The sequence below is a fragment of the Polynucleobacter sphagniphilus genome, assembly GCF_029892205.1.
Classification (GTDB): domain Bacteria; phylum Pseudomonadota; class Gammaproteobacteria; order Burkholderiales; family Burkholderiaceae; genus Polynucleobacter; species Polynucleobacter sphagniphilus.
This window is the reverse complement of the sequence record NZ_JARXVX010000003.1, coordinates 123,680-149,607: the sequence shown is the minus strand read 5'-3', so window position 1 is coordinate 149,607 and position 25,928 is coordinate 123,680. Positions and strand designations below refer to the sequence as shown.

The window sequence follows — 25,928 nt, the reverse complement described above, 5'->3', positions numbered from 1 at the left end:
CAGAATGAAATGGGTTATAGCAATAGCATTATTAATGATTGTTGGCAGTCTTGGTTCCGCCCTATTCTTTATGATGCGCGACAAAGGTGGTAGCTCAAGAATGATTCATTCTTTGATGTTACGCATCGGCTTATCAATCGCATTATTTGCAGGAATCTGGATTGCTCACTACTTTGGGCTCATTGAGTCTACCGGTATTCAGGTGGGAGTCAGGTAAACAGCTTGAGGATGCAAAGGCCATAAAACACATCGGGGCTTTAAGCCCCGATTTTTGTCTCTCATTACATCCAGTAAACAGCGATGTAAAGACCAAGCCAGACTACGTCAACAAAGTGCCAATACCAAGCCGCACCCTCAAATGCGAAATGATGCTCAGCAGTGAAGTCCCCGCGAATTGCGCGACGCAAAACAATTGCCAACATCAAGCCACCCAAGAATACGTGGAATCCATGGAAACCAGTCAACATAAAAAAGGTGGAGCCATAAATACCAGAGGTTAATTTCAAGCCAAGCTCATGGTATGCGTGGTAGTACTCAAAACCCTGGAAGCACAAGAAAATGAAACCCAAGCTGACTGTTGCAGCCAAACCAATAATGGCCTGCTTGATGTGATTTTCACGCAATGCATGATGTGCATAGGTCACAGTCACACCAGAGCTTAAAAGTAACAATGTATTGATTGTTGGGATTGGCCAAGGACCCATCGTCTCAAACTGAGGGATCAAGCCAGCAGGGCCGGCATTCGGCCATACCGCTGTAAAGTTGGGCCAGAGTAATTTGCCTTCAACAGAACCGAGCCAAGGCATTGCAATATTGCGCGAATAGAACAAAGCAGCAAAGAAAGCACCAAAGAACATAATTTCTGAGAAGATGAACCAGGCCATCGACCAGCGATAGGAAACGTCGACGTTTGTACCATTCTTACCAGTATTTGATTCAGCAATCGTGTCACCAAACCAGTGGTAGAGAGAAAACAGCACCCATACGACACCGGCAATCGCCAAAGGACCGCCCCAGCTTGTGTGGTTTACCCAGCCAGTCATGCCAAAACCAAAAGCAATTAAGCCAATAGCCGTCACGACTGGATGTTTAGACAGTCCAGGGACAAAATAGTATGGGGTTGAATTGGATGACATCGTATTTCCTCTATTCAATCAAAAAATAATCAATGGGACACAACTGCTTTAACAATCAGGAGGAGCACACTCATAAAAATCAAAGCGCCCAGCACTCCCGCAATAATAATGTGGATAAAACTCAACGAAGCTACATCGTCTTGTAAACCCGATTTCTTACGGACACCTAAAAAAGCCCACATCACAGCAATCATTGACTGCAAAAAAGAACTTTTCTTTTTCATGAGGCCACCTTCGATTTAGGCGCTTCAGGTACTGCATGTTGACCCTCGCCTACCTCGAAGAATGTGTAAGACAAGGTAATCGTCTTCACATCTTGCGGTAAACCAGCATCAATAATAAAAACCACCGGCATAGTCTTTGTTTCATGCGCAGCTAAAGTTTGCTGCTGAAAACAAAAACATTCCAGCTTAGTGAAATACTCGGTCGCCACCTTAGGAGCGTAACTGGGAATGGCCTGAGCCTGCACAGCACGATCCAAATTATTGGATACCTGATAATCAATTTGCATCATTTCACCAGGATGCACTTCCAAAAAATTCTTTAGTGGGCGAAATGAAAACGGCCCACGACTATTGGAATCAAACTCAACCGTAATCACACGGGAATAATCTACTTGGGTGTTGCCAACCTTATTCGGGCTATAGGCACGCACACCATAGTCATTCTTATTCGTTAAAACATTGATACCAGTTACTTCACATAAAGCTTTGTACATCGGCACTAGGGCATAGCCAAAACCAAACATCATTACTGACACTATTAAAAGCTTCAGCAAAATTTGACGATTAAGCGTTTGCAGGCCTGCCATATCAACTTAATTGGGATTAACCCAAAACACTCCGCTTGAGAACGATGCCAATAAAAAATATGACAGCGACACTCAAAAGGGTAAGCCCCATTCTGCGATTATTCGCAGCTAGGGCTTCCTTAGAGCTGGAATTAAATTCCGGCTTCATGCATTTGTTCTGCACTTGGAGGTGTTTCAAAAGTATGGTGGGGTGCTGGTGAAGGCACTGTCCACTCCAAACCTTTGGCACCATCCCAAGGCTTCATGGGCGCTTTTTGACCTTGACCACGGTACGCAGGCAATACAACAAATACCAGGAAATACACCTGAGCCAGACCAAAGCCGAGCGCACCAATCGAAGCAATCATATTGAAATCAGCAAACTGAGTTGGGTAGTCTGCATAACGACGTGGCATACCTGCTAAGCCCAAGAAATGCATTGGGAAGAAGGTGATGTTGAAGAAAATCATGGAAGCCCAGAAATGGATCTTGCCACGAGTTTCGCTAGCCATATAGCCAGTCCACTTTGGACACCAGTAATAGAAACCAGCAAACATCGCAAACAAGGAACCAGCAACCAATACATAGTGGAAGTGCGCAACCACGTAATAGGTATCTTGTAGGCCAATATCAATCGGGGCCATTGCCAGAATCAACCCAGTAAATCCACCCATGGTGAATACGAAAATAAATCCAACCGACCACAGCATCGGTGTTTCAAAGGTCATTGACCCTCTCCACATGGTTGCAACCCAGTTAAAAATCTTCACACCTGTTGGAACCGCAATCAACATGGTTGCGTACATAAAGAACAGTTGGCCTGTCACTGGCATACCAGTTGCAAACATGTGATGCGCCCAAACAATGAAGGACAAAATCGCAATAGATGCAGTGGCATACACCATGGAGCTATAGCCAAACAAGGTTTTTCTGGAGAATGCAGGAATGATCTCACTGATGATGCCAAACGCAGGCAAAATCATGATGTAAACCTCTGGGTGACCGAAGAACCAGAAAATATGCTGGAACATGATCGGGTCGCCACCACCAACTGCAGAGAAGAAGCTGGTACCGAAATGACGATCAGTCAACACCATGGTGATTGCGCCAGCCAATACAGGCATTACAGCAATTAACAAGTAAGCAGTAATCAACCAAGTCCAGCAGAACATGGGCATCTTCATCAATGTCATGCCGGGAGCGCGCATATTCAAAATGGTCACGATGATATTAATCGAACCCATGATGGAAGAAGCACCCAATAAATGGAGGGCAAAAATCGCCATATCTAAGCCAGGACCCATTTGATTAGTTAATGGCGCATAGAGAGTCCAACCGCCAGCAGGTGCACCGCCCGGCGCAAAGAAAGAGCCGAACAATAAACAAGCAGCTACTGGAAGAATCCAGAAGCTGAAGTTGTTCATACGTGCAAAGGCCATATCTGAAGCACCAATTTGCAATGGCACCATCCAGTTCGCAAAGCCAACAAAGGCTGGCATGATCGCACCGAACACCATGATCAAACCATGCATGGTGGTGAGCTGATTAAAGAACTCAGGGCGGAAAAATTGCAAGCCTGGCTGGAATAACTCCAAACGAATACCCAAAGCCATGGTTCCGCCAGCCAACAGACTGATAAACGAGAACATCAAATACATCGTGCCAATGTCTTTATGGTTGGTTGCGAACAACCAACGACGCCAGCCGTGTGGCGTGTGATCATCATGCGCGTGATCGTGTGCGTGGTCAATGGTAGTAGAGACTGTGCTCATGGATTACTCCGAGTTAGTTATATCTAAATAAGTTAATTAGTTTGCTGCGCGAGCATTTGCAACATCTTGAGTCTGAATCACTTCACCGGTTTTGTTGCCCCAAGCGTTACGTTCATACGTAATCACAGCGGCAATATCACCATCAGAAATTACGCCACCCCATTTAGGCATCGCATTCTTCCCGTTGAGTACCAGGTGGATCTGATCGGCTTTAGGGCCAAGAACCATTTTGCTGCCATCTAATGCTGGGAAAGCTCCCATTCCCTTACCGTTGGCCTGATGGCAAGCGGCACAATTGGCGGCATACACTTTGGCACCACGCTCTTTTTGCTCATCTAGCGTGTAAATCTTGGAAGGATCATCTGAAGCAGCAGCCATTTCTTTTTTCTTCTGCTCAACCCATTTGGTGTAATCCTCCTGGGAAACTACTTTGACAACAATCGGCATAAAAGCATGCTCAGCTCCGCACAACTCAGAACACTGACCACGGAAAGTACCAATCGTTTCAGCCTTAAACCAGGTGTCACGCACAAATCCAGGAATCGCATCTTGCTTTACGCCGAACGCTGGAATTGTCCATGAGTGAATCACGTCATTAGCCGTCGTGATTAAACGAATCTTTTTACCAACCGGCACGACCATCTCGTTATCTACTTCCATCAAGTAAGTATCTGACTTTGGTGCCAAGTTATTGATCGCTTCACGCGAAGTAGAGAGAGTGGATAAAAAGCTAATGCCTTCGCCCTCGCCCTTAATGTAGTCATATCCCCATTTCCACTGGTATCCAGTCGTTTTAATGGTGATATCAGAATTAGTGGTGTCCTTCATCGCTACAACTGTTTTTGTCGCAGGCAATGCCATACCGATCACGATGAGCAATGGCACGACTGTCCAAAGAATTTCAACAGTGATGCTTTCATGGAATGAGGCAGATTTATGGCCTATGGATTTGCGGTGCCTGAGGATGGAGTAAAACATCACCCCAAAAACACCCACAAAAATGACAGCACAGATAACCAACATCATCCAATGCAACCAATGGATTTGAGCCATGATTTTGGTTGCAGGAGCTGCAAAATTGAGCTGGTTTACAGCGGGGCCGCCAGGCATATTTTCAGTTGCGTGAGCAAATGCAGTTCCAAAGGCTGCTACTACATAGAGCGAAGCCCTAGTGACTTTTCCAAATAAATTCATCTTATTCTCTGTTTATTGTCGTGAATACCTGGGGCAAAACAGCCTCAGATAGTCCAAAAAGCGGTATCAAGCCAATACATCCAGCCAAGATTATAGGGTTAATTAGGTATATCAACAAACCGCATAAACAGTGCCTTAACCAATCTTGACAATGGTCTAAATGATAGTAAGCACTTACACTTAAGCAGAATCACTCCTAGTCTTGCGTCCGATTTGATTTACATCAATATAAGCAAGCTGATTTTGTGCTTTTGCAAGGTGCTTTCCAACCGCCCAAGCATGCCCATAAACTAACTCTAGGGTCAGCTTATTGGGTAAATCCCCAATAGTTGATGCGCTAGCAGCAGGCTTTTCGATCAATCCAAGGTTGACTGCATCATCAATTAGTAATTTTGGTGATTCGTAGTCCAAATGGAGCAATTCCATATCCATAACAGGATCGGCAAAACGCACACCAAGCAATGCATCCCCCATATCGTGCATATCCCAAGGACTCGCGAGTTTTTTGGGCTGAATCCCGGTAACAGGCAATTCTGCACCGAGCTCCTTACCAGTATCTGGGCCAAGATAACTAAAAGTAAGTAATCCACCCTCCCGCAATACCCGCCAGCACTCGCCTAAAAAGCGCTTAGGATCAGCCAAGTCTTGGATGAGCAAATCGCTAAAAATTAAATCCACTGAATTATTGGGCAAATCAATCCGCCCCGTCTTGAGGTAGACCTCCAAGGAAAATCGCGTGTCTTTTTTAAATACCGAGCGCCAGAATCTAGAAACCCTCAATCGCAAGGGCTCTTTGCTTGCATCAAGCTCCTGCGCGCTATGAATAGACGCATTGGGGAAAAGTTTCGCTAAAAACTGCAGGTGTGCCCCAGGGAAATCTGGGATCAGCAAAAGGTCTTTTGCCTCCAGCTTCACAATGTCCAGTTTTTGCAGCATTCGATCTGCAATTTCATCCTGTAGCCATCTGATTGATTGGGTCATTGCCTCAGTATACTCAGCGCCCCATGCGCTTATTGAACAATCTTTTCACCTCGGTTTGTGCCCATATTTTGCCAACCTCATGCATTTCCTGTGGATCGTTTCAGCGCGATAGTTTGTGCCTCAAATGCACCACTCAACTGACAGCAAATGGCCTATTCAATTACGTATGTTGCTTGCAGTGCGGCGTCCCACTACAAGCAGATGAGACATCCCAAGTTCATTGCATTCAGTGCATCAGGACACCACCCTATTTTGATCAAACCATTTGCCTTGATCGCTATCTCGGTTGTTTGCAAAACGCATTGCACTTGCTCAAATACCAAAAGCGCTTAGCTTATGCGCATGGGCTGGCACAAGTATGGGATCAATTCATTCCGAGGGACCTAAAAACCCATCATGCTCACTTTCTCTTACCAGTGCCATTAAGCAAAGAAAAACTCGCGATGCGAGGCTTCAATCAAAGTTGGGAAATTGCGCGTCGTATTCAATGCCCAGAGCAGATGCAAAGGCTGCCAAACGTTTTATTGCGCCTCCATCATCCGGTACAGCAAGCATTAGCTAGCAGATCAGCGCGTGAACTTGCGATTCGCGATCAGTTTTATATTAATCCACTCTATCGTGCCCAATTAGAGCAACAAACAGTGGTGGTATTCGACGATGTCATGACTACCGGAGCAACCTTCAATGAAATCGCGCGCATTCTGAAGGACAATGGGGTATCGCGCGTAATTAATTGGGCGGTGCTGCGCACTCTAGAGCCACAACAAACTAAAACTCTCCATGTTTAATATCGTCTTATTCGAACCTGAAATCCCTCCAAATACTGGCAATATCATTCGCCTATGCGCAAATACGGGCGCAAAATTACATCTGATAGAGCCCTTAGGCTTCCCCATGGAAGATGCGAAATTGCGCCGAGCTGGGCTTGATTACCATGAGTTTGCAAAAGTAAAAGTGCATCCCAGTTGGAAAGCATTTCTTGAGAATGAAAAGCCACCAGTCGATAGGATGTTTGCTTTAACAACCAAAGGTTCTGGGAAGTTTCATGAAGGCATCTATTTGCCCAATGACTACTTTGTCTTTGGCTCTGAAACAAAAGGGATTAGCGATGAAGTGAGGGGCTCTATACCCGCTCCAAATCGCATGCGCTTAGCCATGCAAGATGGCAGTCGCAGTCTCAATCTATCCAATACGGTTGCCATTGTGGTATATGAAGCCTGGCGTCAAAGCGCTTTTACAGGCGGTAACTAAGTTTCAATTTTGGGGTCGCGCCCCATCAATTTAGTAACAGCCTCCAATGGAGTGAGTTTGCCTGCAAGCACCTCACCCATGCTAGCTGTAATGGGCATTTCAACGCCTAAGCGCTTAGCTAGATTACCTACTGCAGCGGCACATAAAACACCTTCCGCTACGTGCCCCAAGTTATCTAAAATTTCTTGCAAAGATTTGCCGGCTGCTAGCGCAAGGCCCACCTGGCGGTTACGAGACAGATCGCCAGTAGCTGTCAAAATTAAATCGCCCACACCAGTCAAACCCATGCATGTTTCAGACTTGCCACCAGCAGCCTTCACCAAACGCATCATCTCCGCAAGACCGCGCGTTAACACCGCTGCGCGGGCATTGAGCCCAAGATCGAGACCATCACCAATTCCAGCGGCAATCGCTAGGACATTTTTAATGGCGCCACCCAATTCCACACCAATCAAATCATCACTTGCATAGATGCGCATATTGCCATGATGAAAAGCGGCTTGAACAATCTCACATAAAGTCTTGGACTTACTTGCAACGGTTAAGGCACAAGGCATTCCTTGCGCAACCTCTTTAGCAAAACTGGGACCCGATAAAGCGCCGTAAGAATGCACTAAACCATGATGATGTAAACGGTCTTGGCGCTCAACCACTTGATGTGGCAAGAGCGCCGTATCGGGCTCAAGCCCTTTACATAACCACACAATGTGTAAAGGGTGCTTCGCGAGCTCTAATATCTGAGAAATGGTGTCAGACAAACCCGCCATTGGGGTGGCAATCACCAAAAGATCATCTGACGACAATCTAGCAATAGCCTTCTCAAAATGAGCTTCTAACTCAAGGCCGGTTGGCAAAGTTGCGCCCGGTAAATACGCCTGGTTTTGACCGGTCTTTTTAATCTCCGCAATTTGTCCGGGGCTACGGGACCAAAGGCATACATCTGCACTTGGGAGGTGGCGAGCTGCTTGCGCAGCCATGGCTGTTCCCCAAGCACCAGCTCCAAGCAGCGTCACTTTCATGATTCTGAGAGCTCGTGAATGAAATTAGTTAGGAAGACTTCCCTTGGCTTCTGCAAGCGCCGCCTCTTGTGCCTGACGGATACGGTGCTCATACATGCCGTGGAAATTAATCTCATTGAGATGAATGGGTTGGAAGCCTGCGCGACTAATCACATCAGCAATGTTAGAGCGTAAATATGGATACAAAATCGTCGGGCAAGCAATACCCAACATAGGGTCAATTTGCTCTGGTGGAATATGGTTGAATTCAAAAATTCCAGCCTGTTTTACCTCTACCAAAAACAGCACTTTTCCATCAACCTTAGCAGTAACCGTTGAGATCAAAGCGACCTCGAAAATTTCATCACTGAGACGATTTACCACTACATCCACCTCAACTTCTACTGTTGGTTCTGCAGCCACCAAGAGAATCTGGGGTGCATTGGGCTGCTCAAGCGATAAATCTTTCAAATAAATACGCTGAATACGAAAGCCAGGCTGTTTCGCTTCTTCATTATTTTCTGGTGCAGCGGCAGTATTTTCAGTCATCACAAATTCCTTATTAATTTTTCAAGCATTAAGCTAAGAGCGCATCCAATTTACCTGCGCGATCGAGCGCGGCTAAATCATCGAAACCCCCAACATGGGTATCGCCAATGTAAATTTGAGGGACAGTACGCCTTCCGGTTCGAGTCATCATGACCTCGCGCTGGGCAGGATCGCGATCGATCAGAATCTTTTCAATATTTTGTATACCCTTCTTTTGCAGCAATTTCTCTGCCATCACACAGTAAGGACAGACTTGGGTGCTATACATCGTGACCGGAGGCATAAGTTCTTTCTTATTTCACCAATGGAAGAATGGCTGCCTTCCAGGCTGCAACGCCACCTTGCAGGGTGGCAACCTCAGAAAAGCCTAATTGGCGCACTTGGCCAATTGCCTTAAGTGACTCAGACCCCGTTTCACACACCAGAACTACAGGGTGTTTACGGTTCAATTTCATCTTTTCTAGACTAGCAGCGAGGTCCGCGGAAGAAAGGCGTTTTGCACCGGGCAAATGGCCCAGTTTGAAGGCCTCTTCAGGTCGTAAATCAAATACATAGGCCTTGCGGCGATTAATCCAAATGGTTGCCTCGGTGGGAGACAAGCCTTTTCCGCTAATAAGCGTAGATAATGTAGGGAGGAAAAGCGCGATGCCTGAAACTACCAATAAGGCGATCAGCGCTAAATTATCAATTTGCGTGAGAAAGTTCATCACCGGATTATAGAATGGCTCTATGAAACAACTTGTCCTTATTCGTCATGGCGAATCCGCCTGGAACCTTGAAAACCGCTTTACTGGCTGGGCCGACGTTGACTTAACCCCCAAAGGGACTGAACAAGCCCTTGCTGCAGGTGAAGACCTGCGAAAAGCAGGTTATGAGTTCGATGTTGCCTATACCTCCGTTTTGAGAAGGGCTATCCGTACCCTATGGCACGTTCAAGACGCTATGGACTTGATGTGGATTCCCGTAGTTCATAGCTGGAGACTGAATGAGCGCCATTATGGCGCCCTTACTGGCCTTAATAAGGCTGAAACCGCTGCAGAATATGGCGACGAGCAAGTACATATTTGGCGCCGTTCATATGATGTAAGGCCACCACTCCTGGAGACTCGTGATGAGCGCAACCCTCAACATGATCGCCGCTATTCAAAATTAGCTACGGCAGACATTCCTTTGGGTGAGTGCCTTAAAGACAATGTGGAGCGCGTACTCCCTTTATGGAATGAATCTATTGCACCCGCACTGAAAGCCGGTAAACGTGTTCTATTGGTTGCGCACGGCAATAGTATTCGCTCTTTAATTAAGTACTTAGATCAAGTCTCCGATAGCGATATCATGGAAATTAATGTCCCTAACGGTGTACCACTCGTTTATGAATTGGATGACAACCTCAAGCCAATCAAACATTTTTATTTGAATCAGGGTTAAAAATACATGCGTCAATTTTTGAAAAACTTTGCCCTCATCGCGGTTGGTCTGATTGCGGGGGTTTTTGCAACCATTCAAATCTCAGCTACCGCACAACAGAATGCGCAGCTTCCATTAGATGAATTGCGTACCCTCTCCAATGTATTTGCGCAAATCAAGCATGACTATGTGCAACCAATTGATGACAAGCAGTTACTAACGGATGCCGTCAAAGGAATGGTGAGCAGCTTAGATCCGCATTCCACCTTTTTGGATAAAAAAGATTTTGAAGAGATGCAGGAGCAAACTTCAGGTAAGTTTGCTGGCTTAGGCATCGAAATTACTTCTGAAGATGGCGTAGTAAAAGTTCTCAATCCAATTGAAGACACTCCTGCCTCACGTGCTGGTTTACAAGCAGGCGATCTCATTACTCGCTTAGATGACAAACCGCTGCGCGGCATGTCATTAGACAAAGCAGTGCGCACTATGCGTGGAACTCCTGGCACAAAAATTACATTGACGATATATCGCAAGAGTGAAGAACGTAGCTTTCCAGTAACCATTACGCGCGCTGAAATCAAAGTTCAATCTGTTAAAACTAAAATTCTGGATAACGATATTGCCTGGGTTCGCATCACCAGCTTCCAAGAGCGCACAGTGCCGGATCTAGCTAAAAAGTTAACCGACATTGCGGCGCAAGATCCCAAGCTGAAAGGCATCATCTTGGATCTCCGCAACAATGGTGGCGGCCTCCTGCAAGGCGCTGTTGGTGTTGCCGCAGCATTCTTACCTCCAGACTCAGTCATTGTTTCAACCAAAGGTCAGTCACCTGACTCGCAACAAGTATTTAATGCCACGCCAGCAATGTATCGACTCAATGAACCTGGCGATCCTTTGGCTGGCGTGCCTGAGATGTTTAAGAAATTGCCAATGGTCGTATTGGTTAACGCCTACTCCGCCTCTGCTTCAGAGATTGTTGCGGGCGCCCTGCAAGATTACAAACGCGCGACCATTATTGGTAAAACGAGTTTTGGCAAAGGCTCTGTTCAGACAGTTCGCCCACTCTCAAACGATTCTGCATTAAAAATTACTACCGCTTATTACTACACTCCCAGCGGTAAATCGATTCAGGCGTTTGGCATTAAACCCGATATCGCAGTCGATCAAAATAAAGATGGTGATCCCGATGATGTATTGATCACGCGTGAAGTGGATAGTGAGAAGCACCTTAAAAATACGCAGTCCTCTGAAGACAAGTTAATTGCCGATCGCGAAAAACGTCGCTTGGAAGAGTTGCAGCGCATTGAAGAAAAAAATGCGAAGAAGACGCCTGAGGAAAAAGAAAAAGACAAGAACAAAAAACCAGTCGAATTGGGAAGTGCAGATGACTTCATGCTTTCACAAGCAGTGGCATTTATTAATGGTGAGCCTGTGAAGCGCTCCTCATCCAAGCTCGAATAATTTCATTTTCAGACTACATATCTGTATATGAATGATGAGCAATTGCTGCGTTACTCTAGGCATTTGCTTCTTGAGGAAATCGATGTGCTTGGCCAAGAAAAACTCTTGGCATCACATGTTCTAGTCATTGGATGCGGGGGCTTAGGCAGTGCTGCAGCCCCCTATCTTGTTGCAGCAGGCATTGGCAAGATCACCTTGATTGATCATGATCAAGTTGAGTTAACCAATCTCCAAAGACAAATTATGTATTCCCAAGATTCGGTTGGGAAAAGCAAAGCATTGTCTGCAAAAACCTTTTTAGAAACGCTCAATCCCAATATACAAATCCATGCGATTGCTGCCAAAGCCGAGCAAGCACTCCTCGATGAGTTACTGCCTAGCGTTGATATAGTGCTCGATTGCACCGATAACTTTTCTACTCGGCAATTCATTAATGCTTGTTGTGTGGCACATCAAACGCCTCTAGTGTCAGGCTCAGCATTGGGTTTTGACGGTCAATTAACAGTGTTTGATCCCCGTCAATCTAGCTCACCTTGTTATGCTTGCATCTTCTCACCAGAAGAGCAATTTGAGGAAGTAAGCTGTTCAAGCATGGGTATCTTTTCACCATTAGTAGGAATCATTGGAGCAATGCAGGCCGCTCAATGTCTGCAACTATTGATAGGCTTTGGCGCACCTTTGGTTGGGCGACTATTGCTTTGGAATGCGCGTTCAACTCAGATAGATGAAATCAAGCTATCTCGTAACCCAGACTGCCCCGTTTGCGGCAAAGCCCACTAAGCCAATAAGAATTCAAGCGCCTTCGCTTGGGCTTCAGGCTCAACCGCCTCTAAGAGTTGTGGGATATGGGCCTGTAATTGGCCAACATCGGCCTGCAAAATTTCTTGCTTAACCAAGAGTAACTGACTGAAGTGCATTGAGAAATCGGTTAAACCCAAAGCCAATAGCAATTTAGTGAGAGCAGGGTCTCCCGCCATTTCACCGCAAACAGAAATCGGCACATTCGCACGTTTTGCTTGACTAATAATGTTCGAGAGTAAATACAAAATTGCCGGATGCAATGGGTCATACAAATGTGCCACCGCATGGTCAGCCCGGTCGATAGCCAATGTGTATTGAATTAAATCGTTTGTACCAATAGATAGGAAATCAAAGCGCTTGATAAATAAAGGTAACACCAAGGCGGCCGCAGGAATCTCAATCATTGCCCCTACTTGAATATTGGGGTTAAAAGCCTTGCCGCGTTGATGCAATTGTTGTTTGGCTTTTTCTATTAAGCGCAAAGTTTCATCAATCTCTTTTGCATGTGCCAGCATGGGAATCATGATGCGCGCTTGGCCATGGGCAGATGCCCGCAAAATGGCCCTCAATTGCGTAAGAAAAATTTCTGGCTCAGTCAGTGACCAGCGAATTGCACGTAAACCCAAGGGAGAAGTACCCGTCTGAGATAAATCCGTACCTGCACCCAAAGCCTTATCTGCCCCAACGTCAATCGTGCGAATATTGACCGGCAGGCCATGCATCAGATCGACAACGCGACGATACTCTTGATATTGCTTTTCTTCATCAGGCAGAGCTTGGTTGCGATCCATGAATAAAAATTCGGAACGAAATAGGCCAACACCCACTGCACCCACTTCAACCGCTTGCGTAGCATCTTCAGGTAATTCAATATTGGCAAACAAAGAGATATCAACGCCATCTAAGGTGCGGGTTTTTGCATACTTGAGCTGCTGGAGCTGGCGGGTATCTTCCAAGGCCTGCGCTCTGAGAGAGCGATATTCCGATAAGAGTTGCTCGTCTGGTGCAACGATGACTACACCATGCTCACCGTCAAGAATCAACCAATCGCCATGACGAATCATTTCACTGGCGTGACGCACACCCACCACCGCGGGTATTTCCATGCTGCGGGCCACAATAGCGGTGTGAGAAGTTTTGCCACCTAAATCAGTGACAAAGCCAGTGAGTGCGCGATCCTTGAAACGCAACATATCGTGAGGCGCAATATCGTGCGCAACAATAATGGCATCTACATCTACCTCACCGAATAATGCTAATTCAGGGTCTTCTGTCGATTCCTTTTCGCCCGACTTGAGTGCCTTGAGAACGCGCTCAGCAACCTGCCGTATGTCATTTGCCCGCTCTTTTAAGTAGGTATCTTCAATTTCAGAGAACTGTTCTAGCAAATCATTGAGCTCAGTCGTTAAAGCCCAAGCAGCATTTAAACGCTGGCTACGAATCAGTTTCAAGGGTTTTTCAGCTAGCGCAGGATCAGCCAAAATCATGCCATGCACATCCAAGAATGCCGCCATCTCACCCGGAGCATCTTTGGGCAAGCCATAACGTAGCTGCTCTAACTCAAGACGTACTTGCTCAAATGCATTAATTAATTTTTGCGCCTCTAACTCTTCTTTTCCTGCTTCGATTAAATAGTGGCTAACCTCTAACGCTGCACGTGAAATCAGTACCGCCTTGCCAATGGCAATGCCTTTAGATACTGGAATTCCGTGCAGGGCAAATGTCATGCTTACTCACCCTCACCAAAGCGGTCATTAATTAAATGCGTCAACGCTTGCATTGCTTCATCGGCTTGCTCGCCTACTGTTTCAAGCGTAATGGTGCTACCCATACCAGCAGCCAGCATCATCACACCCATAATGCTTTTTGCATTGATCTGCCTACCATTGCGCGACAGAAGTATTTCACAAGGAAATTGGGCTGCCAGTTGCGATAACTTGGCAGATGCTCTGGCATGCAGCCCTAGCTTATTAATAATTTCAATTTCTGAAACTGGCATGATCGGAACTGATTTCCTTCTGTTGTTATGTCACTTTAGCGCCAAGACGCAAAATCCCATGCTGACCACCCTGCAAGGCTTTTTGAGCTAAACCCTCTAAATCATCACTTCGGTGTGAAATGCAACGCATTAACATAGGAAGATTGAGTCCAGCTAAGACAATCACCGGCGCAGCTAGGCCAGTCACAGCACCAGCAGCCTCTATCTTAGAGGCCACGTTTGCCGGCGTTGCGCCCATGACATCGGTCAAAATGAGCACGCCTTTACCTGAGTTCACGCCCTTGGCGGCCTCAAGCACGCGATCAAAACTGATTTTGGTATCTTCATGTGCAGGAATATCCACCGCCCTCACTCCTTGTGGCATCACTCCAAATGCATGCTCCACAAATCCCAACATAGCACTCGCTACTGGGGTATGGGCCACAATCACAATTCCCGTCATGTCAGGCTCAATCTTTTTTCAAGTGCTTTTAACCAAAAAGCGGCAACATCAAAACCCGTTTGCTCAGTAATTTCTACAAAGCAAGTGGGGCTCGTCACATTAATCTCAGTGACATAGCCTCCAATTAAGTCGAGTCCAACCAAAAATAAACCGCGCTCATTTAAGAGGGGGGCCAACCGCTCAGCAACTCTTTTTTCAGAATCAGTTAAAGGCATTGCTACACCCTTACCACCAGCGGCTAAGTTGCCACGAATTTCACTACCTTGCGGAATGCGCGCCAATGCGAATGGCACAACCTCCCCATCAATTAAAAGTACGCGCTTGTCGCCCTGGGAGATTTCTGGCAAGAAACGTTGAACCATTAAGGTTCTTGTACCATTCTCGCCTAGCGTTTCAACAATGCTCGCCAGATTAAGGCCGTCAGGCCCTACCCGGAAAATACCCATGCCGCCCATTCCATCTAAAGGCTTCACAACAATATCGGCATGCTGTTGATGAAAGGCTTGTACTGCCTCAAGCTCACGCGTCACCAAAGTTGGTGGAATCAGCTCCGGGAACTCAGTAATCGATAATTTTTCAGAGTGATCACGAATTGCTGCAGGATTATTCATGACCACAGCCCCCTGCCGGACAGCGGCGGATAACATCCAAGTGGTATTGAGATATTCAATATCAAAAGGTGGGTCGGTGCGCATCAGCACGGCAGAAAAACTATTTAATTTACGCTGCTCTATTTCACCTAACTCATACCAAGAAGTTCCACTTGGCTTAATTGCCACAGTCTGGCAATCGGCTACGACAAAATTATCTTTCCATAGAATTTGGCAACTTTGACAAAACCAGAGGCGATGACCTGCCCCTTGCGTAGCGCGCATCATTGCCAAAGTAGTGTCTTTGTAGATCTTGAAAGACTCTAGGGGGTCGGCAATAAATAAAAAATCCATTTTTTATTTATTTAGCTATTAAGAAAATTCAGCATTGGGATCGGTGCGCTCTAGCTCTAAGGAGGCAGCCAACAGGGCTAGACGTGCAACTACACCATACAAATAAAAGCGATTTGGCGCAGCACTACCGGGCTTAGCAGATAAATCAGGCATGGAGTTTTGCTCAAAGGCCAAAGGCACAAAATGCATACCGGGTGCATTTAAATTCTCATTCGGGCCGCGATCTGTATGCACGCGGTAGAAGCCGCCAATGACATAACGATCAATCATGTAAACCACCGGCTCTGCCACGGCCTCATTTACTTTTTCAAATGAATAGACGCCCTCTTGAATGAGCACATCACTTACTTCAAGACCCTCTTTGACCACACTCATTTTATTACGGTCTTTGCGATTCAAACCTTTGAGCTGGGCTGGATCTTGAACAACCATCACACCCATGCCATATGTGCCAGCATCTGCCTTGACTACGACATACGGTTTTTCTTTAATGCCGTACTCACGATATTTTTTGGCAGTCTTTTTTAGAATCTGTTCGACGGCTGTTTGTAACTCATCTTCACCCTTACGCTCATGAAAATTCACATTCGAGCAACTCGTAAAGTAAGGATTAATCATCCAAGGATCAATGTTGACCACCTTGGCAAACTTCTTGGCCACTTCTTCATATGCGGCAAAGTGCGCCGACTTACGACGCACATGCCAGCCGGCGTGCAGGCCGGGCAATAAATATTGTTCGTGAATATTTTCTAGAACAGGGGGAATCCCAGCCGATAAATCATTATTCAATAAGATGGAGCAAGGATCAAAATCCTTTAATCCCAAGCGCTGCTTTTTCAGTCCAGTGCGCGCCAAAGGCTCCATTAATAAACGATTGCCATCGGGCAAATCAATCCAAGTGGGTTTTTTGATTTCATCAGACAAGCTACCGAGGCGAACATTCAAACCCGCTTGACGCAAGATCGATGAAAGCCGTGCGATATTTTGCAAATAGAAGGTATTACGCGTATGACGCTCAGGAATCAATAATAAATTTTTGGCTTCTGGGCAGATCTTCTCGATCGCAGCCATTGCTGCCTGAACCGCCAATGGGAGCATTTGTGGCGATAGGTTATTAAATCCACCTGGAAATAGATTGGTATCTACTGGAGCAAGCTTAAATCCAGAATTACGCAGATCAACCGAGCAGTAAAACGGTGGGGTGTGCTCTTGCCACTCCAGCCTAAACCAGCGCTCAATTGTTGGGGTTGCTTCTAATACCTTTGTCTCGAGTTCAAGCAAAGGGCCGCTCAGGGCAGTGATGAGATGTGGGACCATTTCATCATTGTAAGATTTTTAAAAGAAAGACGCGGGATACTGAGATCCCGCGCTTAAAAACTAGGCAGCCAAGCAAGCCTGCCCAATCAGGGTAAGTATGGATTAACTCTCGTAAGCGGTCTCGCCGTGGGAGCTGATATCCAAGCCTTCGCGCTCTTCGTCCTCTTTCACACGCAAACCAATCACGATATCGATCAATTTGAAGGCGATGAAGGATACAAGTGCTGACCAAATGACTGTGGTAATCACACCCTGAGCCTGAACCCAAAGCTGACTAGGAATGGAATAGTCTGGGCTAACAGCATTAGCAACATAATCCCAGATACCTGTACCGCCCAGAGCTGGATCAGCGAAGATGCCAGTCAACAAGGCGCCCAAGATACCGCCAACGCCGTGTACACCGAACACATCCAAACTGTCATCAGAGCCAAGCATACGCTTGAGGCCAGTAACACCCCACAAGCACACCACACCAGCAGCAGCACCGATTGCTAGAGCGCCCATTGGGCCTACAAAACCAGCAGCAGGGGTAATTGCAACCAAGCCTGCTACGCAACCAGAAGCTGCGCCCAATACAGAAGGCTTACCTTTGTGAACCCACTCACCCAATGACCAGCTCAATACTGCAGCTGCAGTAGCCAAATAAGTATTCACGAATGCCAATGCTGCACTGCCGTTTGCCTCTAAAGCAGAACCCGCATTAAAACCAAACCAACCGAACCACAAGAGAGCGGCACCAGTCATTACATAGACTAAGTTATGTGGCTTCATGGCTTCTTTACCGTAACCAATACGCTTACCGATAACGAATGAACCAACCAAACCAGCAATCGCCGCATTGATATGAACCACTGTACCGCCAGCAAAATCAAGTACGCCTTTTTGGAACAACCAACCAGCACGCGCAGTTACCGCTTCCAGTGAAGCAGCATCTTTGATGTCATCAGGACCAGGCCAGAACCAAACCATGTGTGCGATTGGCAAATAGCTAAATGTGAACCAAATCACCATGAATACTAAAATTGCAGAAAACTTAGCGCGCTCCGCAAAAGAACCAATGATCAAGCAGCAGGTAATGGTGGCAAATACTGCCTGGAATGCCATAAATACATACTCAGGAATAACAACACCCTTAGAGAAAGTAGCGGCTACAGAATCAGGAGTAATACCAGATAAGAACAAGCGATCTAATCCACCCAAGAATGGTCCACCTTCAGTAAACGCGATGCTATAGCCATAAAGGGACCATAAGACCGTAATTACCGAGAAAATGACCATACATTGCATGCAGATCGATAGAATATTTTTGCTACGTGTCAAACCGCCGTAGAACAAAGCCAAGCCCGGCAAAGTCATCAACAAAACCAAGGCAGTAGAAACCAACATCCAAGCTGTATCGCCTTTATTAGGTACGGCTGTAGGTGCAGTTGCGGCTGCGGCTGTACCAGCAGCTGGAGCAACTACTGCAGGCTTTTTAGCTTCATCTGCATGTGCTGGTGCAGTCACCATTACACCGGCTACGCCAAGACTTAAGGCAATCGCGCCGCCAGCGACAAGTTGTTTTATCCAAGTGAACATTTTTTACCTCTCTTATTAAAGGGCTGCCACACCGGTTTCACCGGTGCGAATACGAATGACATGCTCAATCGGAGAAACAAAAATCTTGCCATCCCCAATCTTGCCTGTACGAGCAGATTTTTCAATGGCTTCAAGCGCACGCTCGAGAATGCCATCTTCAACAGCCGCTTCAATTTTTACCTTAGGCAAAAAATCCACTACATACTCAGCACCGCGATATAGCTCAGTGTGGCCCTTTTGGCGACCAAAGCCTTTTACTTCAGTTACGGTAATGCCGGAAACGCCGACTTCCGATAAGGCTTCACGTACTTCATCAAGCTTGAAGGGCTTTATGATGGTAGTAATTAATTTCATACATTTCTCCGTTCAGGAAAAGAATTAAATAATCTTATTAAGGCGGAAAGAATCCACCTTCCACGCTAAAATAATGACTTAAGATACCTTGAATTGAATTAATAAATTCACGTTATCAATGCAAATGCACCAAAATAGTTCATTTAATTGCACCAAAATAAAGCACCACGGCTACCTATGAAAAAAACTGGCGAGATTCTTGAGCAAATTCAGCAAATTGCCTCTGGCATGCAAGCAAAAGTGGGGGATGCCATTCGCAACTCACCAGCGCAAGAGATTGAAAAGAACGTCAAAGCGCTCATGAATCAGGGTTTCCAAAAAATGGACTTAGTGACCCGCGAAGAATTCGAACTGCAATCTAAAGTTCTAGCCAAGACTAGAGAAAAGCTTGAGGCCCTTGAAAAGAAAGTGGCGGCGCTAGAGCAAGTCGGCAATTAAGCTCAAGCAGCAACTCACCCACCAATCCTCTAAAGAGGATGGAACTCTTCAAAAAAAGTAGCGTACTGCTCTTGAGAGAGCATTTGTTCCACAGTGCCACTTTTCACATTCTGTAGCAATACAGAAACCTGATAAATAAAAACTTCTCCCGCAGGAGTGCGTCTCACGATCCACCTTGATCGCATGAACTGCGAATGGCTTGGCATCTTCACTTCAAAATAATAATCTTTGACTGCAAAGCACTGGTGATCGGCCGTTTGATAACTTGCTTCCTTAATGAGAGACGCATCTTTCACTAAATCAGCTTGTTGACTCAGAGCATTTTTCGAGCTTTCCAGGATGCCATCTTCAAGGCTAGCTTGGTCTTTTTTGAGTTCAATAGTGCTAATTGAAAAAATAGCATCATCTATTTTTACAGCGTCTAGAACCTGCAAAATATCCTGATCTTGATATACCAGATGACGCTCAAGGTGTTCTGGCTTTGCCGGAAATAAAGCCGAGTACTGCGCTTGAGTAGATGTGACTGTGCGCCAATCTAATTGAGGGCTACAAGCGCAAAGCATAAAAGTCAGTAAGCCAATAAAGGCAAAGACTACAAAGGAACGTTTGAACAATTGATTTGGGAAAAAATTAATTACACTCACCCAAGCTACCTGGCTTGCATACGCGATCGCCCGTAACCCAAGTAGCGCCACCTAATTTGGCATATTCAAAGTTAGCATCATCAATATTAGCTCCCGTTAAGTCCGCATTAGACAAGTCAGCCGCAGTCAGATCGGCAGAGCTTAAATTTGCGCCCTTGAGATTTGCTTGTCGCAAATACACACCATACAGCCGAGCATGACTCAGATTGGCGCTTGAGAGATTTGCGCCAGTCAGGTTAGCGTAAGTGAGATTGGACTCCTTAAACGAAGTCTTCACCAACGTGGCATTCGTCAGGTTAGCCTCTTGCATAAGAGTCTCATTTAGATTGGCATTGCTCAAATTGGCATCAACCAAAATGGTTTGACTTAAATTGGCGTTCTCTAAATTCAAACCACTAGAGAGATTAGCCTTGGTGTAATCACAACCAGCCCAGGTGGTGCCTTTGAGCGCACCTGGTGCTGCAGATGCAATCGCTTGAGCCGACGGACAGTCAGCTGCAGCAGCAGTCAATGACAGCATAGCAAAACAAAGAGTGGTAGCAATAGAAATGAACTTAAGCATAGAAACTCCAAACTCTCTGATTAAAAGTGCCAAATAATATCGCCAGCCAAAACCGTTTGATTATTCCGATTGGGAGCAATCCCTAAATTAGAATTTCCATTAAAGGCGGCAGTATTTGCCTTCATGTAGCCAATCTCAGGACGCACTTCAATTTGTGGTGAGAACCAATGTTGCCAACCTACCGCAATATTACGGTAGGTGGTTGCCGTACCAGTACGTTGACCCTGATAGTCCCAATAAATTTCTGGACGTAATGAGAAATTATTCATTGGATCAGGAGAGTAATTGAGATAGCCAGTTAAGCCAGTTGATGAGGATGTACAAGTCAAGACGCTGGCATTTGCACACTGCGCCAAACTAGGGGCGTTGTATGGCATAAATTGAGATGCAAATGGCGAACCGTTATTGGCATAGATGGTTTGCACTGTGGAATTGAGGGCATTTGGCGCATTATTCTGATGCTCGTTGTACAGCTCTGCATCAAGATGCCAGTGCTCATCAATCTGGTGATACACGGTAATACCGTACCACTGTAAATTGTTGTAGCCGTAATTACCGCGATTGATATCATTGGCGCAAAAATTCACATCATCCTTGCCATCATCGGAGTTCCAACGACCGCAAAGGGTAAAGTTTGGATTGGCTCCTGGATCAACGCGAAAAGTGGTGCCTGGATAGAGCGGGTTAATCTGTCCAGCAGCAGGATTATTCGGGTAAGGATTTGTTTGCTTCTGATACATATGTGGAATCGTTGCTTCCGTACCATCGGCAACACCAAACTGGACAATCCAATTTTTATTGACTGCCAACGAGGCCATAATGCCGGTGTTGGTGTAGTTGTCATATGTATACGTCATTGAGTGCGTATACATATAGTTATTTGGTGCCAATTGGGCTTCAATATCTGGCAAAGAAATATAGCGACCCACCCGAATATTTAAGCCTTCCATTACAAATGGGGTATACCAGTCTGCATAAATCATTGGCGTATCCCAACCATTGGCCAGATTCTTGGTGATCAATTGATTACTGCCCAGGCCATAAGAGGTTGTGTAGCGATAGTCGGAACCATAAATTCCTGAGAGACGGAAACCCCAGTCATTGTGTTCTTTTTGAACCATATCGGGAAAGCGATCGATATATAAAACAATTTGATTCAAATCCAAAGCATTTGGATTGTAGTCATATGCTGCTGGTGAGTTACCACCGTGACTGACCTTACTGGTACTGACATTTCCGCCGACGTCCACCCAGCCGTAAGCCTGGATATGATTTTCAAACATCCACTTACCAATATCGGTATCCCCAATAGCTGCCATCAATGGGCTATCTACTGAATTTGGAATGGTGGCGCCCAACGGATTAGTTCCACCATAAGGCCACTCAGTAAATGGCATTGGCGGAATAGTCTGGGCTTCTGGTGGGAAATCATCCCGACGCGACAAAGGACCATCAGGATCAACAGGTGGAGTAGCCTGCCCCATCTCTAACTTGTAATAATTTTTTAAGCGCTGCCAAAAACCTGTACCCAAATAATCATCAAGACAGGTGTACTCCTCATAAGGGTTGCAATCAGTGGCGCCAGGAGCTGGAATCACTGCAACCGTTGCAGATTCATCGGCGTAGGTCAACTGAAAAGCGAGGGAAAAAGTAATCCCTAACCCGCATAAGACAGTTTTTAGACCAAGGGATGACTTGGAGAATGCTCTTTTCATTAAATCATTACCGTTAGAAAGATATATATTGCAAATTTTAGTGTGGGGTAATCACTCAGTTTTGAATTGTGCACTTTGCTAGTGCAGAACGAGAAAGCGCTTGCACCAATTTGGTGGCGCCACAATATTTGATGGATTTTAGAGAATAAGTATCCTTATACTAATATCAAGTACTTAATTAAGCCGTATCCGTTTATTCAGGGTGTTTTATGACTAAGTTATTGAAGTTATTCTCTATTTTTGCAGTACTACTGGGGCTTTCTTTAGCCTATTCTGCATTTGGAGCCGGTGGATCACACTCTACGCCAACAGGAAATTACCAAATTACCAAAGGTGAGCCCTTGGTAAAGCGTCTCTTATTGCTCATGGATGCTGACAACGATGGCATGGTCTCTAAAACCGAGTTTATGAACTACATGTCAGCTGAGTTTGATAATTTGGATGTCAACAAGGCAGGCAAATTGGACATTACAGAACTCAAAAAACTCAATATCACTCAACCTCACACTGGTGGCGGTAGTAAATAAGCAGCAAGCTCTGCCTTGATCATCAAGACCTCAAAGATATGAACATGGGGTATTCACTGAATAATCCCCTATCAATTTTGAGGCATTATCTTCATTCATTGCATGATCCAACACAATTAATGCTCAAGCATTAGGGGAGACAAGTATGGCCATTTTTACAATCAAAGTGAGCGGCAATAAATCCTACGGAACCACGAAGTCTATTTCCAAGGTTATTTTGGATATGAATCTGCAATACCTCCGTGGCAGAAAAGACTACACCGTAGTGATGGTCGAGTACATACCGCTAGATCTTTGGGTCATTGGTGGAGTGCCATTAAGTGAACAGCAAAAAAATTGCATGATCATGAATGTCACTATTTCCGATTTAATCAATGACGAAGAGAAGGCAAACTTTATTCGTGAAACATTTGTAGCGCTCAATGAGGTGCTTGGCGACTTGCATCAAGATTCTTACATCTCTATTCACCAGTTTGATCAGAACTCATTTAGCTACAACCGACCTTTCTAATTGGCGTCGGCGCTATTTAAAGAGCCCTGTTGATGATTCACAGGGCTTTTTTATTAGTCTAATAACTTTTGCAAAGGCGATTGATTGGCCTGACTAGGCGTCTCCTTTGCTTTCTGTGCAGCTTGAGCCTGCTCAGGAGAAACCCAACCGCCACCCAATGATTGATACAGTGCAGCCGTATCGCCCAAGTAAACAGCAAATGCTTGCACGCGATTAATCTTAGATTGCAGATATTGTTGCTGCGCCATCAACATGCCAGGCTCAGATGCATAACCTAATTTCAGTTGAGATTGGGTCATTTCATAAACAGTCTTATTGGCCTGCTCACTGTCTTTTGCTAGCGCATATAACTTGCCATCATTATCAAGGGCATACAAAGTATCCGCTACGTTCTGAAATGCAGTCAGTACAGTTGCTTTGTATTGTGCAACGGATGCATCTAAGCCAGCTTCAGCTGCTTTTTGGCGAGCCGCTAAGGTACCGCCAGCAAAGATCGGCGCTGTGACACCACCGGTAAGACCCCAGATTGAATCATTGCCAAAGAGATTAGAAAATGCTGGGCCCGTCACGCCACCAACCAGCCCGGTGATGGAGAATTGTGGAATGCGGTTAGCAATGGCTACGCCAATTTGCGCATTACTTGCACGCACCAATTCTTCGGCTGCACGTACGTCAGGACGTTGCGTAACCAAGCTAGAAGGCAAGGCATTTGGCAAGTTTTCAGGTATGTGCAAAGACTCCAAATTCGGCAATAGCAATTGTTCATTTGGAAACTTACCGCAATACACTGCCAACAAATCTAAGGCTTGCTCATGCATCTTTCTCAAAGTAGGCACTTGAGCTGCGGCAGCCGCATAAGCAGATTGCGCGTTAGCTAAATCCATGCCGCCCAAATAGCCTAAGCGCACCATATGACCCGTGTGCTCTAGCTGAAGACGCTGTGCCTCTACCGATTGAATGGCTGATTGCAGCTCTTCTCGGTAAACCGCTTCTTGTGCAGCTGTAGCAATAACGTTTGTGATGATAGTGATGCGCAAAGCATCTAATTGATATTGTTGTGAATTCGCTTGACCAACTAAGGACTCCACTGCTCTACGATTTCCACCAAAAATATCAGGCGTAAAACCAACGCTTAATTGCGCAGTTTGGAAGGTATAAATAGATGGCGGCGTTACGTTAATCGCAGGCTGAAGGTTGTTACCAGTGCTCTGTCTTGAAACGGCATAGCCGGCATTGACCTGTGGAAAAAAGAAGCCCTGCTGAGCAATCACGTTTTGCTGCGCTACTCTTAAATTAGCAGATGCCGCTTCAATATTCGGATTATTTTTGAGGGCCAACTCAACCAAATCATTTAACTGTGGAGAGCCGTAAGCTTTCCACCAATCTTGATCAATAGTAGAAGGTTTAGCCGTCTCAACGGCATTAGCATCACGCGTAAAGGATGATGTGCTCGCAGGTACGACATCCGGTCTTTTGTAGTCAGGGCCAACTGCGCAAGAAATTAAACCAGAGCCAACCAAGGCACCCAAGCTTGCAACTAGAATTCGTTTTTTGAAATTATGCATAGTAAGTATTAAGTTCTTTCACTGGCCGAAGTCTTGATTATTTGCCCACAAGACCAAAACAGAGCAATCAAAATAAATGGCGCATGCCCTAAAAAAGTAGATAGCACCGGCATCTTCAATGCCAGACTAATATGAATTGCTAGGGGAGCGATCACAATCGTTTGAAGCGTCACCAAGATCAAAAATGAAATCGGCGCCAACACCAAATCCATTAAAGATTTACTCAAAATAGAGAGGGGGTCTTCCAAGCTCACGGTATAGCGCGCTGAACTAGCTCCAATAAACAATAAACAAATAGCTTCAGACAGCGTATATGGAAGCAACGCCACCATCTCGTTTGGCAGCACTCCAACAGGGAGCGAAATACGTTGAATGAGATCGGCAATCACGCGGAACATCAGCAAGCCTAGCGCACCATAAAGAAACAAAGAGAAGGCGACAGATAACTGACTTTTAAGAGCAAGAATGCGCTTACCCAATAGCTTTGGTGCTAAACGCCAAGACGGCTTTTGAGTATTCAGAATATCTACGCAAGCGAAGACTAAGTACGGCCAAGTAAACCAAGCAAAAAACGGAATAAATAATGCACAGATCTGAATGAGAGCCGCAAACAATAGCAAACTCACAACAAACGAAGTATTTCCTGTCTGCAATTCTTGTAAATGCGAAACCCGCCCTGCAAGATCAAAACGAAACAGGCCTTTAACCCAGGCCATTTTGGCTAGAGTTGGTTTTCGCATTTCGAGGGCTTGAGTAGAGTGATTCATGGCGAGGGTTGATTATTTCTTCACCGGTTTTGCATCAGGCACATTCGGTGTTCCAGGAGCTGGACCACCTGTTGGTCCAGGCGTCTTCTTGGTCTGAGCTGGCGGACCGGCTGGAATCATAGGAGCAGCCGCCTTAGCCCCACCCACTTGTGCAGCTAAGGCTAAAGAAGAACTCGCTAAAACCAACAGGAAGCAGAGAGCCCTTGAGAACAAGAAGTGTCTTTTCAT

The 25,928-nt window shown here is 45.7% G+C and carries 33 protein-coding genes; 9 read left to right on the top strand and 24 right to left on the bottom strand.

Annotation, left to right across the window (positions count from 1 at the left end; translation table 11 throughout):
* Positions 1-4: 4 nt before the first annotated feature.
* Entirely contained in the window at positions 5-217 is a 213-nt protein-coding gene (locus M2125_RS07605; RefSeq protein ID WP_076023638.1) for a twin transmembrane helix small protein, read from the top strand.
* Between the two features lie 64 nt (positions 218-281).
* Here M2125_RS07605 and M2125_RS07600 read toward each other — a convergent pair whose 3' ends face one another.
* The 7 genes from M2125_RS07600 to M2125_RS07570 form a co-directional block, all read right to left on the bottom strand.
* Positions 282-1,136: a cytochrome c oxidase subunit 3 gene (locus M2125_RS07600; RefSeq protein ID WP_076023637.1), complete on the bottom strand. Its 855-nt coding sequence runs from the start codon at positions 1,134-1,136 to the stop codon at positions 282-284.
* A gap of 29 nt (positions 1,137-1,165) precedes the next feature.
* Positions 1,166-1,360 (bottom strand): DUF2970 domain-containing protein, encoded by a 195-nt coding sequence (locus M2125_RS07595; RefSeq protein ID WP_076023636.1) that lies wholly within the window; start codon positions 1,358-1,360, stop codon positions 1,166-1,168.
* Positions 1,357-1,947, bottom strand: coding sequence for a cytochrome c oxidase assembly protein (locus M2125_RS07590; protein WP_076023635.1), 591 nt, complete (start codon positions 1,945-1,947; stop codon positions 1,357-1,359). Before M2125_RS07590 ends, M2125_RS07595 begins: the two co-directional genes overlap by 4 nt.
* Positions 1,948-1,963: 16 nt before the next feature.
* On the bottom strand, positions 1,964-2,095 hold the full coding sequence (locus tag M2125_RS07585; protein ID WP_269844384.1) for a cytochrome oxidase small assembly protein: 132 nt from the start codon (positions 2,093-2,095) through the stop codon (positions 1,964-1,966).
* On the bottom strand, positions 2,079-3,698 hold the full coding sequence (ctaD, locus tag M2125_RS07580) for a cytochrome c oxidase subunit I (RefSeq protein ID WP_076023634.1): 1,620 nt from the start codon (positions 3,696-3,698) through the stop codon (positions 2,079-2,081). The genes M2125_RS07585 and ctaD overlap by 17 nt, the downstream gene beginning before the upstream one ends.
* 36 nt (positions 3,699-3,734) lie before the next feature.
* Positions 3,735-4,892, bottom strand: coding sequence for a cytochrome c oxidase subunit II (gene coxB / locus M2125_RS07575; RefSeq protein ID WP_076023633.1), 1,158 nt, complete (start codon positions 4,890-4,892; stop codon positions 3,735-3,737).
* Positions 4,893-5,072: 180 nt separating this feature from the next.
* Positions 5,073-5,873 carry a class I SAM-dependent methyltransferase gene (locus M2125_RS07570; RefSeq protein WP_277541908.1) on the bottom strand — a complete coding sequence of 267 codons (801 nt, stop codon included), beginning with the start codon at positions 5,871-5,873 and terminating at the stop codon, positions 5,073-5,075.
* A 23-nt stretch (positions 5,874-5,896) separates the two neighbouring features.
* Here M2125_RS07570 and M2125_RS07565 point away from each other — a divergent pair, with 23 nt between their 5' ends.
* Both M2125_RS07565 and trmL read left to right on the top strand, forming a co-directional pair.
* Entirely contained in the window at positions 5,897-6,661 is a 765-nt protein-coding gene (locus M2125_RS07565) for a ComF family protein (protein ID WP_076023845.1), read from the top strand.
* A complete protein-coding gene (trmL, locus tag M2125_RS07560; RefSeq protein WP_277541905.1) occupies positions 6,654-7,124 on the top strand; it encodes a tRNA (uridine(34)/cytosine(34)/5-carboxymethylaminomethyluridine(34)-2'-O)-methyltransferase TrmL in 471 nt (156 codons plus the stop codon). Before M2125_RS07565 ends, trmL begins: the two co-directional genes overlap by 8 nt.
* Here the strand turns inward: trmL and M2125_RS07555 are convergent.
* The 4 genes from M2125_RS07555 to M2125_RS07540 are packed head-to-tail and all read right to left on the bottom strand — an operon-like array spanning position 7,121 to position 9,378.
* On the bottom strand, positions 7,121-8,143 hold the full coding sequence (locus M2125_RS07555; RefSeq protein ID WP_277541903.1) for an NAD(P)H-dependent glycerol-3-phosphate dehydrogenase: 1,023 nt from the start codon (positions 8,141-8,143) through the stop codon (positions 7,121-7,123). The genes trmL and M2125_RS07555 overlap by 4 nt on opposite strands.
* 24 nt (positions 8,144-8,167) lie before the next feature.
* Complete coding sequence (gene secB, locus M2125_RS07550) at positions 8,168-8,671, bottom strand: protein-export chaperone SecB (RefSeq protein WP_277541901.1); 504 nt, start codon at positions 8,669-8,671, stop codon at positions 8,168-8,170.
* Positions 8,672-8,699: 28 nt separating this feature from the next.
* Entirely contained in the window at positions 8,700-8,954 is a 255-nt protein-coding gene (gene grxC / locus M2125_RS07545) for a glutaredoxin 3 (RefSeq protein ID WP_076023628.1), read from the bottom strand.
* Between the two features lie 10 nt (positions 8,955-8,964).
* Positions 8,965-9,378 carry a rhodanese-like domain-containing protein gene (locus M2125_RS07540; protein ID WP_076023627.1) on the bottom strand — a complete coding sequence of 138 codons (414 nt, stop codon included), beginning with the start codon at positions 9,376-9,378 and terminating at the stop codon, positions 8,965-8,967.
* Between the two features lie 22 nt (positions 9,379-9,400).
* On the opposite strand from M2125_RS07540, the gene gpmA reads away from it, so the two are divergent.
* Genes gpmA through M2125_RS07525 form a run of 3 tightly spaced genes read left to right on the top strand, consistent with a single transcriptional unit; the run spans position 9,401 to position 12,316 of the window.
* Entirely contained in the window at positions 9,401-10,096 is a 696-nt protein-coding gene (gene gpmA, locus M2125_RS07535; RefSeq protein WP_076023626.1) for a 2,3-diphosphoglycerate-dependent phosphoglycerate mutase, read from the top strand.
* Positions 10,097-10,102: 6 nt separating this feature from the next.
* Positions 10,103-11,536, top strand: a complete 1,434-nt coding sequence (locus M2125_RS07530; protein ID WP_280742795.1) for a S41 family peptidase — start codon at positions 10,103-10,105, stop codon at positions 11,534-11,536.
* Positions 11,537-11,563: 27 nt separating this feature from the next.
* Positions 11,564-12,316 (top strand): HesA/MoeB/ThiF family protein, encoded by a 753-nt coding sequence (locus M2125_RS07525; protein WP_076023624.1) that lies wholly within the window; start codon positions 11,564-11,566, stop codon positions 12,314-12,316.
* Here the strand turns inward: M2125_RS07525 and ptsP are convergent.
* The 7 genes from ptsP to M2125_RS07490 form a co-directional block, all read right to left on the bottom strand.
* Complete coding sequence (ptsP, locus tag M2125_RS07520; protein ID WP_076023623.1) at positions 12,313-14,064, bottom strand: phosphoenolpyruvate--protein phosphotransferase; 1,752 nt, start codon at positions 14,062-14,064, stop codon at positions 12,313-12,315. The genes M2125_RS07525 and ptsP overlap by 4 nt on opposite strands.
* A 2-nt stretch (positions 14,065-14,066) precedes the next feature.
* Positions 14,067-14,336, bottom strand: a complete 270-nt coding sequence (locus M2125_RS07515; protein ID WP_076023622.1) for an HPr family phosphocarrier protein — start codon at positions 14,334-14,336, stop codon at positions 14,067-14,069.
* A gap of 25 nt (positions 14,337-14,361) precedes the next feature.
* Complete coding sequence (locus M2125_RS07510; RefSeq protein WP_076023621.1) at positions 14,362-14,778, bottom strand: PTS sugar transporter subunit IIA; 417 nt, start codon at positions 14,776-14,778, stop codon at positions 14,362-14,364.
* Positions 14,775-15,722 (bottom strand): glutathione synthase, encoded by a 948-nt coding sequence (gene gshB / locus M2125_RS07505; protein ID WP_280742794.1) that lies wholly within the window; start codon positions 15,720-15,722, stop codon positions 14,775-14,777. Before gshB ends, M2125_RS07510 begins: the two co-directional genes overlap by 4 nt.
* Positions 15,723-15,740: 18 nt before the next feature.
* Positions 15,741-17,039: a glutamate--cysteine ligase gene (gene gshA, locus M2125_RS07500; RefSeq protein WP_076024354.1), complete on the bottom strand. Its 1,299-nt coding sequence runs from the start codon at positions 17,037-17,039 to the stop codon at positions 15,741-15,743.
* Between the two features lie 102 nt (positions 17,040-17,141).
* Complete coding sequence (locus M2125_RS07495) at positions 17,142-18,617, bottom strand: ammonium transporter (RefSeq protein ID WP_076024355.1); 1,476 nt, start codon at positions 18,615-18,617, stop codon at positions 17,142-17,144.
* 15 nt (positions 18,618-18,632) lie between these two features.
* Positions 18,633-18,971, bottom strand: coding sequence for a P-II family nitrogen regulator (locus M2125_RS07490; protein WP_076024356.1), 339 nt, complete (start codon positions 18,969-18,971; stop codon positions 18,633-18,635).
* Positions 18,972-19,199: 228 nt separating this feature from the next.
* Here M2125_RS07490 and M2125_RS07485 point away from each other — a divergent pair, with 228 nt between their 5' ends.
* Positions 19,200-19,409, top strand: coding sequence for an accessory factor UbiK family protein (locus M2125_RS07485; protein ID WP_420875843.1), 210 nt, complete (start codon positions 19,200-19,202; stop codon positions 19,407-19,409).
* Between the two features lie 29 nt (positions 19,410-19,438).
* Here M2125_RS07485 and M2125_RS07480 read toward each other — a convergent pair whose 3' ends face one another.
* From M2125_RS07480 to M2125_RS07470, 3 genes are read right to left on the bottom strand one after another with little or no spacing between them, the layout of a single operon-like run.
* Positions 19,439-20,023, bottom strand: a complete 585-nt coding sequence (locus M2125_RS07480; RefSeq protein ID WP_280742793.1) for a hypothetical protein — start codon at positions 20,021-20,023, stop codon at positions 19,439-19,441.
* Between the two features lie 16 nt (positions 20,024-20,039).
* Entirely contained in the window at positions 20,040-20,615 is a 576-nt protein-coding gene (locus M2125_RS07475; protein ID WP_076024358.1) for a pentapeptide repeat-containing protein, read from the bottom strand.
* 20 nt (positions 20,616-20,635) lie between these two features.
* Complete coding sequence (locus tag M2125_RS07470; RefSeq protein ID WP_277541886.1) at positions 20,636-22,330, bottom strand: outer membrane beta-barrel protein; 1,695 nt, start codon at positions 22,328-22,330, stop codon at positions 20,636-20,638.
* 209 nt (positions 22,331-22,539) lie between these two features.
* Between M2125_RS07470 and M2125_RS07465 the strand changes: the two genes are divergently transcribed.
* The gene (locus M2125_RS07465) at positions 22,540-22,857 is read left to right on the top strand and encodes an EF-hand domain-containing protein (protein WP_076024359.1); all 318 of its coding nucleotides are present in this window, start codon (positions 22,540-22,542) and stop codon (positions 22,855-22,857) included.
* A gap of 145 nt (positions 22,858-23,002) precedes the next feature.
* Complete coding sequence (locus M2125_RS07460; RefSeq protein WP_076024360.1) at positions 23,003-23,368, top strand: hypothetical protein; 366 nt, start codon at positions 23,003-23,005, stop codon at positions 23,366-23,368.
* A 53-nt stretch (positions 23,369-23,421) separates the two neighbouring features.
* Here the strand turns inward: M2125_RS07460 and M2125_RS07455 are convergent, their stop codons facing one another.
* The 3 genes from M2125_RS07455 to M2125_RS07445 are packed head-to-tail and all read right to left on the bottom strand — an operon-like array spanning position 23,422 to position 25,928.
* On the bottom strand, positions 23,422-24,933 hold the full coding sequence (locus M2125_RS07455) for an efflux transporter outer membrane subunit (protein ID WP_076024361.1): 1,512 nt from the start codon (positions 24,931-24,933) through the stop codon (positions 23,422-23,424).
* An 8-nt stretch (positions 24,934-24,941) separates the two neighbouring features.
* Entirely contained in the window at positions 24,942-25,700 is a 759-nt protein-coding gene (locus tag M2125_RS07450; protein WP_076024362.1) for a hypothetical protein, read from the bottom strand.
* A gap of 12 nt (positions 25,701-25,712) precedes the next feature.
* The gene (locus M2125_RS07445; RefSeq protein WP_143742184.1) at positions 25,713-25,928 is read right to left on the bottom strand and encodes a hypothetical protein; all 216 of its coding nucleotides are present in this window, start codon (positions 25,926-25,928) and stop codon (positions 25,713-25,715) included.

Excerpts from the sequence above, each read along its gene's own strand:
- M2125_RS07595 (WP_076023636.1), bottom strand. The coding sequence starts at position 1,360 with ATGAAAAAGAAAAGTTCTTTTTTGCAGTCAATGATTGCTGTGATGTGG.
- gshA (WP_076024354.1), bottom strand. The coding sequence starts at position 17,039 with ATGGTCCCACATCTCATCACTGCCCTGAGCGGCCCTTTGCTTGAACTC.
- M2125_RS07495 (WP_076024355.1), bottom strand. The coding sequence starts at position 18,617 with ATGTTCACTTGGATAAAACAACTTGTCGCTGGCGGCGCGATTGCCTTA.
- coxB (WP_076023633.1), bottom strand. The coding sequence starts at position 4,892 with ATGAATTTATTTGGAAAAGTCACTAGGGCTTCGCTCTATGTAGTAGCA.
- M2125_RS07465 (WP_076024359.1), top strand. The coding sequence starts at position 22,540 with ATGACTAAGTTATTGAAGTTATTCTCTATTTTTGCAGTACTACTGGGG.
- M2125_RS07470 (WP_277541886.1), bottom strand. The coding sequence starts at position 22,330 with ATGAAAAGAGCATTCTCCAAGTCATCCCTTGGTCTAAAAACTGTCTTA.
- M2125_RS07530 (WP_280742795.1), top strand. The coding sequence starts at position 10,103 with ATGCGTCAATTTTTGAAAAACTTTGCCCTCATCGCGGTTGGTCTGATT.
- M2125_RS07475 (WP_076024358.1), bottom strand. The coding sequence starts at position 20,615 with ATGCTTAAGTTCATTTCTATTGCTACCACTCTTTGTTTTGCTATGCTG.
- M2125_RS07540 (WP_076023627.1), bottom strand. The coding sequence starts at position 9,378 with ATGAACTTTCTCACGCAAATTGATAATTTAGCGCTGATCGCCTTATTG.
- M2125_RS07605 (WP_076023638.1), top strand. The coding sequence starts at position 5 with ATGAAATGGGTTATAGCAATAGCATTATTAATGATTGTTGGCAGTCTT.
- M2125_RS07450 (WP_076024362.1), bottom strand. The coding sequence starts at position 25,700 with ATGAATCACTCTACTCAAGCCCTCGAAATGCGAAAACCAACTCTAGCC.
- M2125_RS07570 (WP_277541908.1), bottom strand. The coding sequence starts at position 5,873 with ATGACCCAATCAATCAGATGGCTACAGGATGAAATTGCAGATCGAATG.
- M2125_RS07490 (WP_076024356.1), bottom strand. The coding sequence starts at position 18,971 with ATGAAATTAATTACTACCATCATAAAGCCCTTCAAGCTTGATGAAGTA.
- M2125_RS07565 (WP_076023845.1), top strand. The coding sequence starts at position 5,897 with ATGCGCTTATTGAACAATCTTTTCACCTCGGTTTGTGCCCATATTTTG.
- M2125_RS07455 (WP_076024361.1), bottom strand. The coding sequence starts at position 24,933 with ATGCATAATTTCAAAAAACGAATTCTAGTTGCAAGCTTGGGTGCCTTG.
- M2125_RS07460 (WP_076024360.1), top strand. The coding sequence starts at position 23,003 with ATGGCCATTTTTACAATCAAAGTGAGCGGCAATAAATCCTACGGAACC.
- M2125_RS07600 (WP_076023637.1), bottom strand. The coding sequence starts at position 1,136 with ATGTCATCCAATTCAACCCCATACTATTTTGTCCCTGGACTGTCTAAA.
- ctaD (WP_076023634.1), bottom strand. The coding sequence starts at position 3,698 with ATGAGCACAGTCTCTACTACCATTGACCACGCACACGATCACGCGCAT.
- M2125_RS07525 (WP_076023624.1), top strand. The coding sequence starts at position 11,564 with ATGAATGATGAGCAATTGCTGCGTTACTCTAGGCATTTGCTTCTTGAG.
- M2125_RS07510 (WP_076023621.1), bottom strand. The coding sequence starts at position 14,778 with ATGACGGGAATTGTGATTGTGGCCCATACCCCAGTAGCGAGTGCTATG.
- M2125_RS07445 (WP_143742184.1), bottom strand. The coding sequence starts at position 25,928 with ATGAAAAGACACTTCTTGTTCTCAAGGGCTCTCTGCTTCCTGTTGGTT.
- M2125_RS07515 (WP_076023622.1), bottom strand. The coding sequence starts at position 14,336 with ATGCCAGTTTCAGAAATTGAAATTATTAATAAGCTAGGGCTGCATGCC.
- M2125_RS07590 (WP_076023635.1), bottom strand. The coding sequence starts at position 1,947 with ATGGCAGGCCTGCAAACGCTTAATCGTCAAATTTTGCTGAAGCTTTTA.
- ptsP (WP_076023623.1), bottom strand. The coding sequence starts at position 14,064 with ATGACATTTGCCCTGCACGGAATTCCAGTATCTAAAGGCATTGCCATT.
- M2125_RS07555 (WP_277541903.1), bottom strand. The coding sequence starts at position 8,143 with ATGAAAGTGACGCTGCTTGGAGCTGGTGCTTGGGGAACAGCCATGGCT.
- trmL (WP_277541905.1), top strand. The coding sequence starts at position 6,654 with ATGTTTAATATCGTCTTATTCGAACCTGAAATCCCTCCAAATACTGGC.
- grxC (WP_076023628.1), bottom strand. The coding sequence starts at position 8,954 with ATGCCTCCGGTCACGATGTATAGCACCCAAGTCTGTCCTTACTGTGTG.
- M2125_RS07585 (WP_269844384.1), bottom strand. The coding sequence starts at position 2,095 with ATGAAGCCGGAATTTAATTCCAGCTCTAAGGAAGCCCTAGCTGCGAAT.
- M2125_RS07485 (WP_420875843.1), top strand. The coding sequence starts at position 19,200 with ATGCAAGCAAAAGTGGGGGATGCCATTCGCAACTCACCAGCGCAAGAG.
- gpmA (WP_076023626.1), top strand. The coding sequence starts at position 9,401 with ATGAAACAACTTGTCCTTATTCGTCATGGCGAATCCGCCTGGAACCTT.
- secB (WP_277541901.1), bottom strand. The coding sequence starts at position 8,671 with ATGACTGAAAATACTGCCGCTGCACCAGAAAATAATGAAGAAGCGAAA.
- gshB (WP_280742794.1), bottom strand. The coding sequence starts at position 15,722 with ATGGATTTTTTATTTATTGCCGACCCCCTAGAGTCTTTCAAGATCTAC.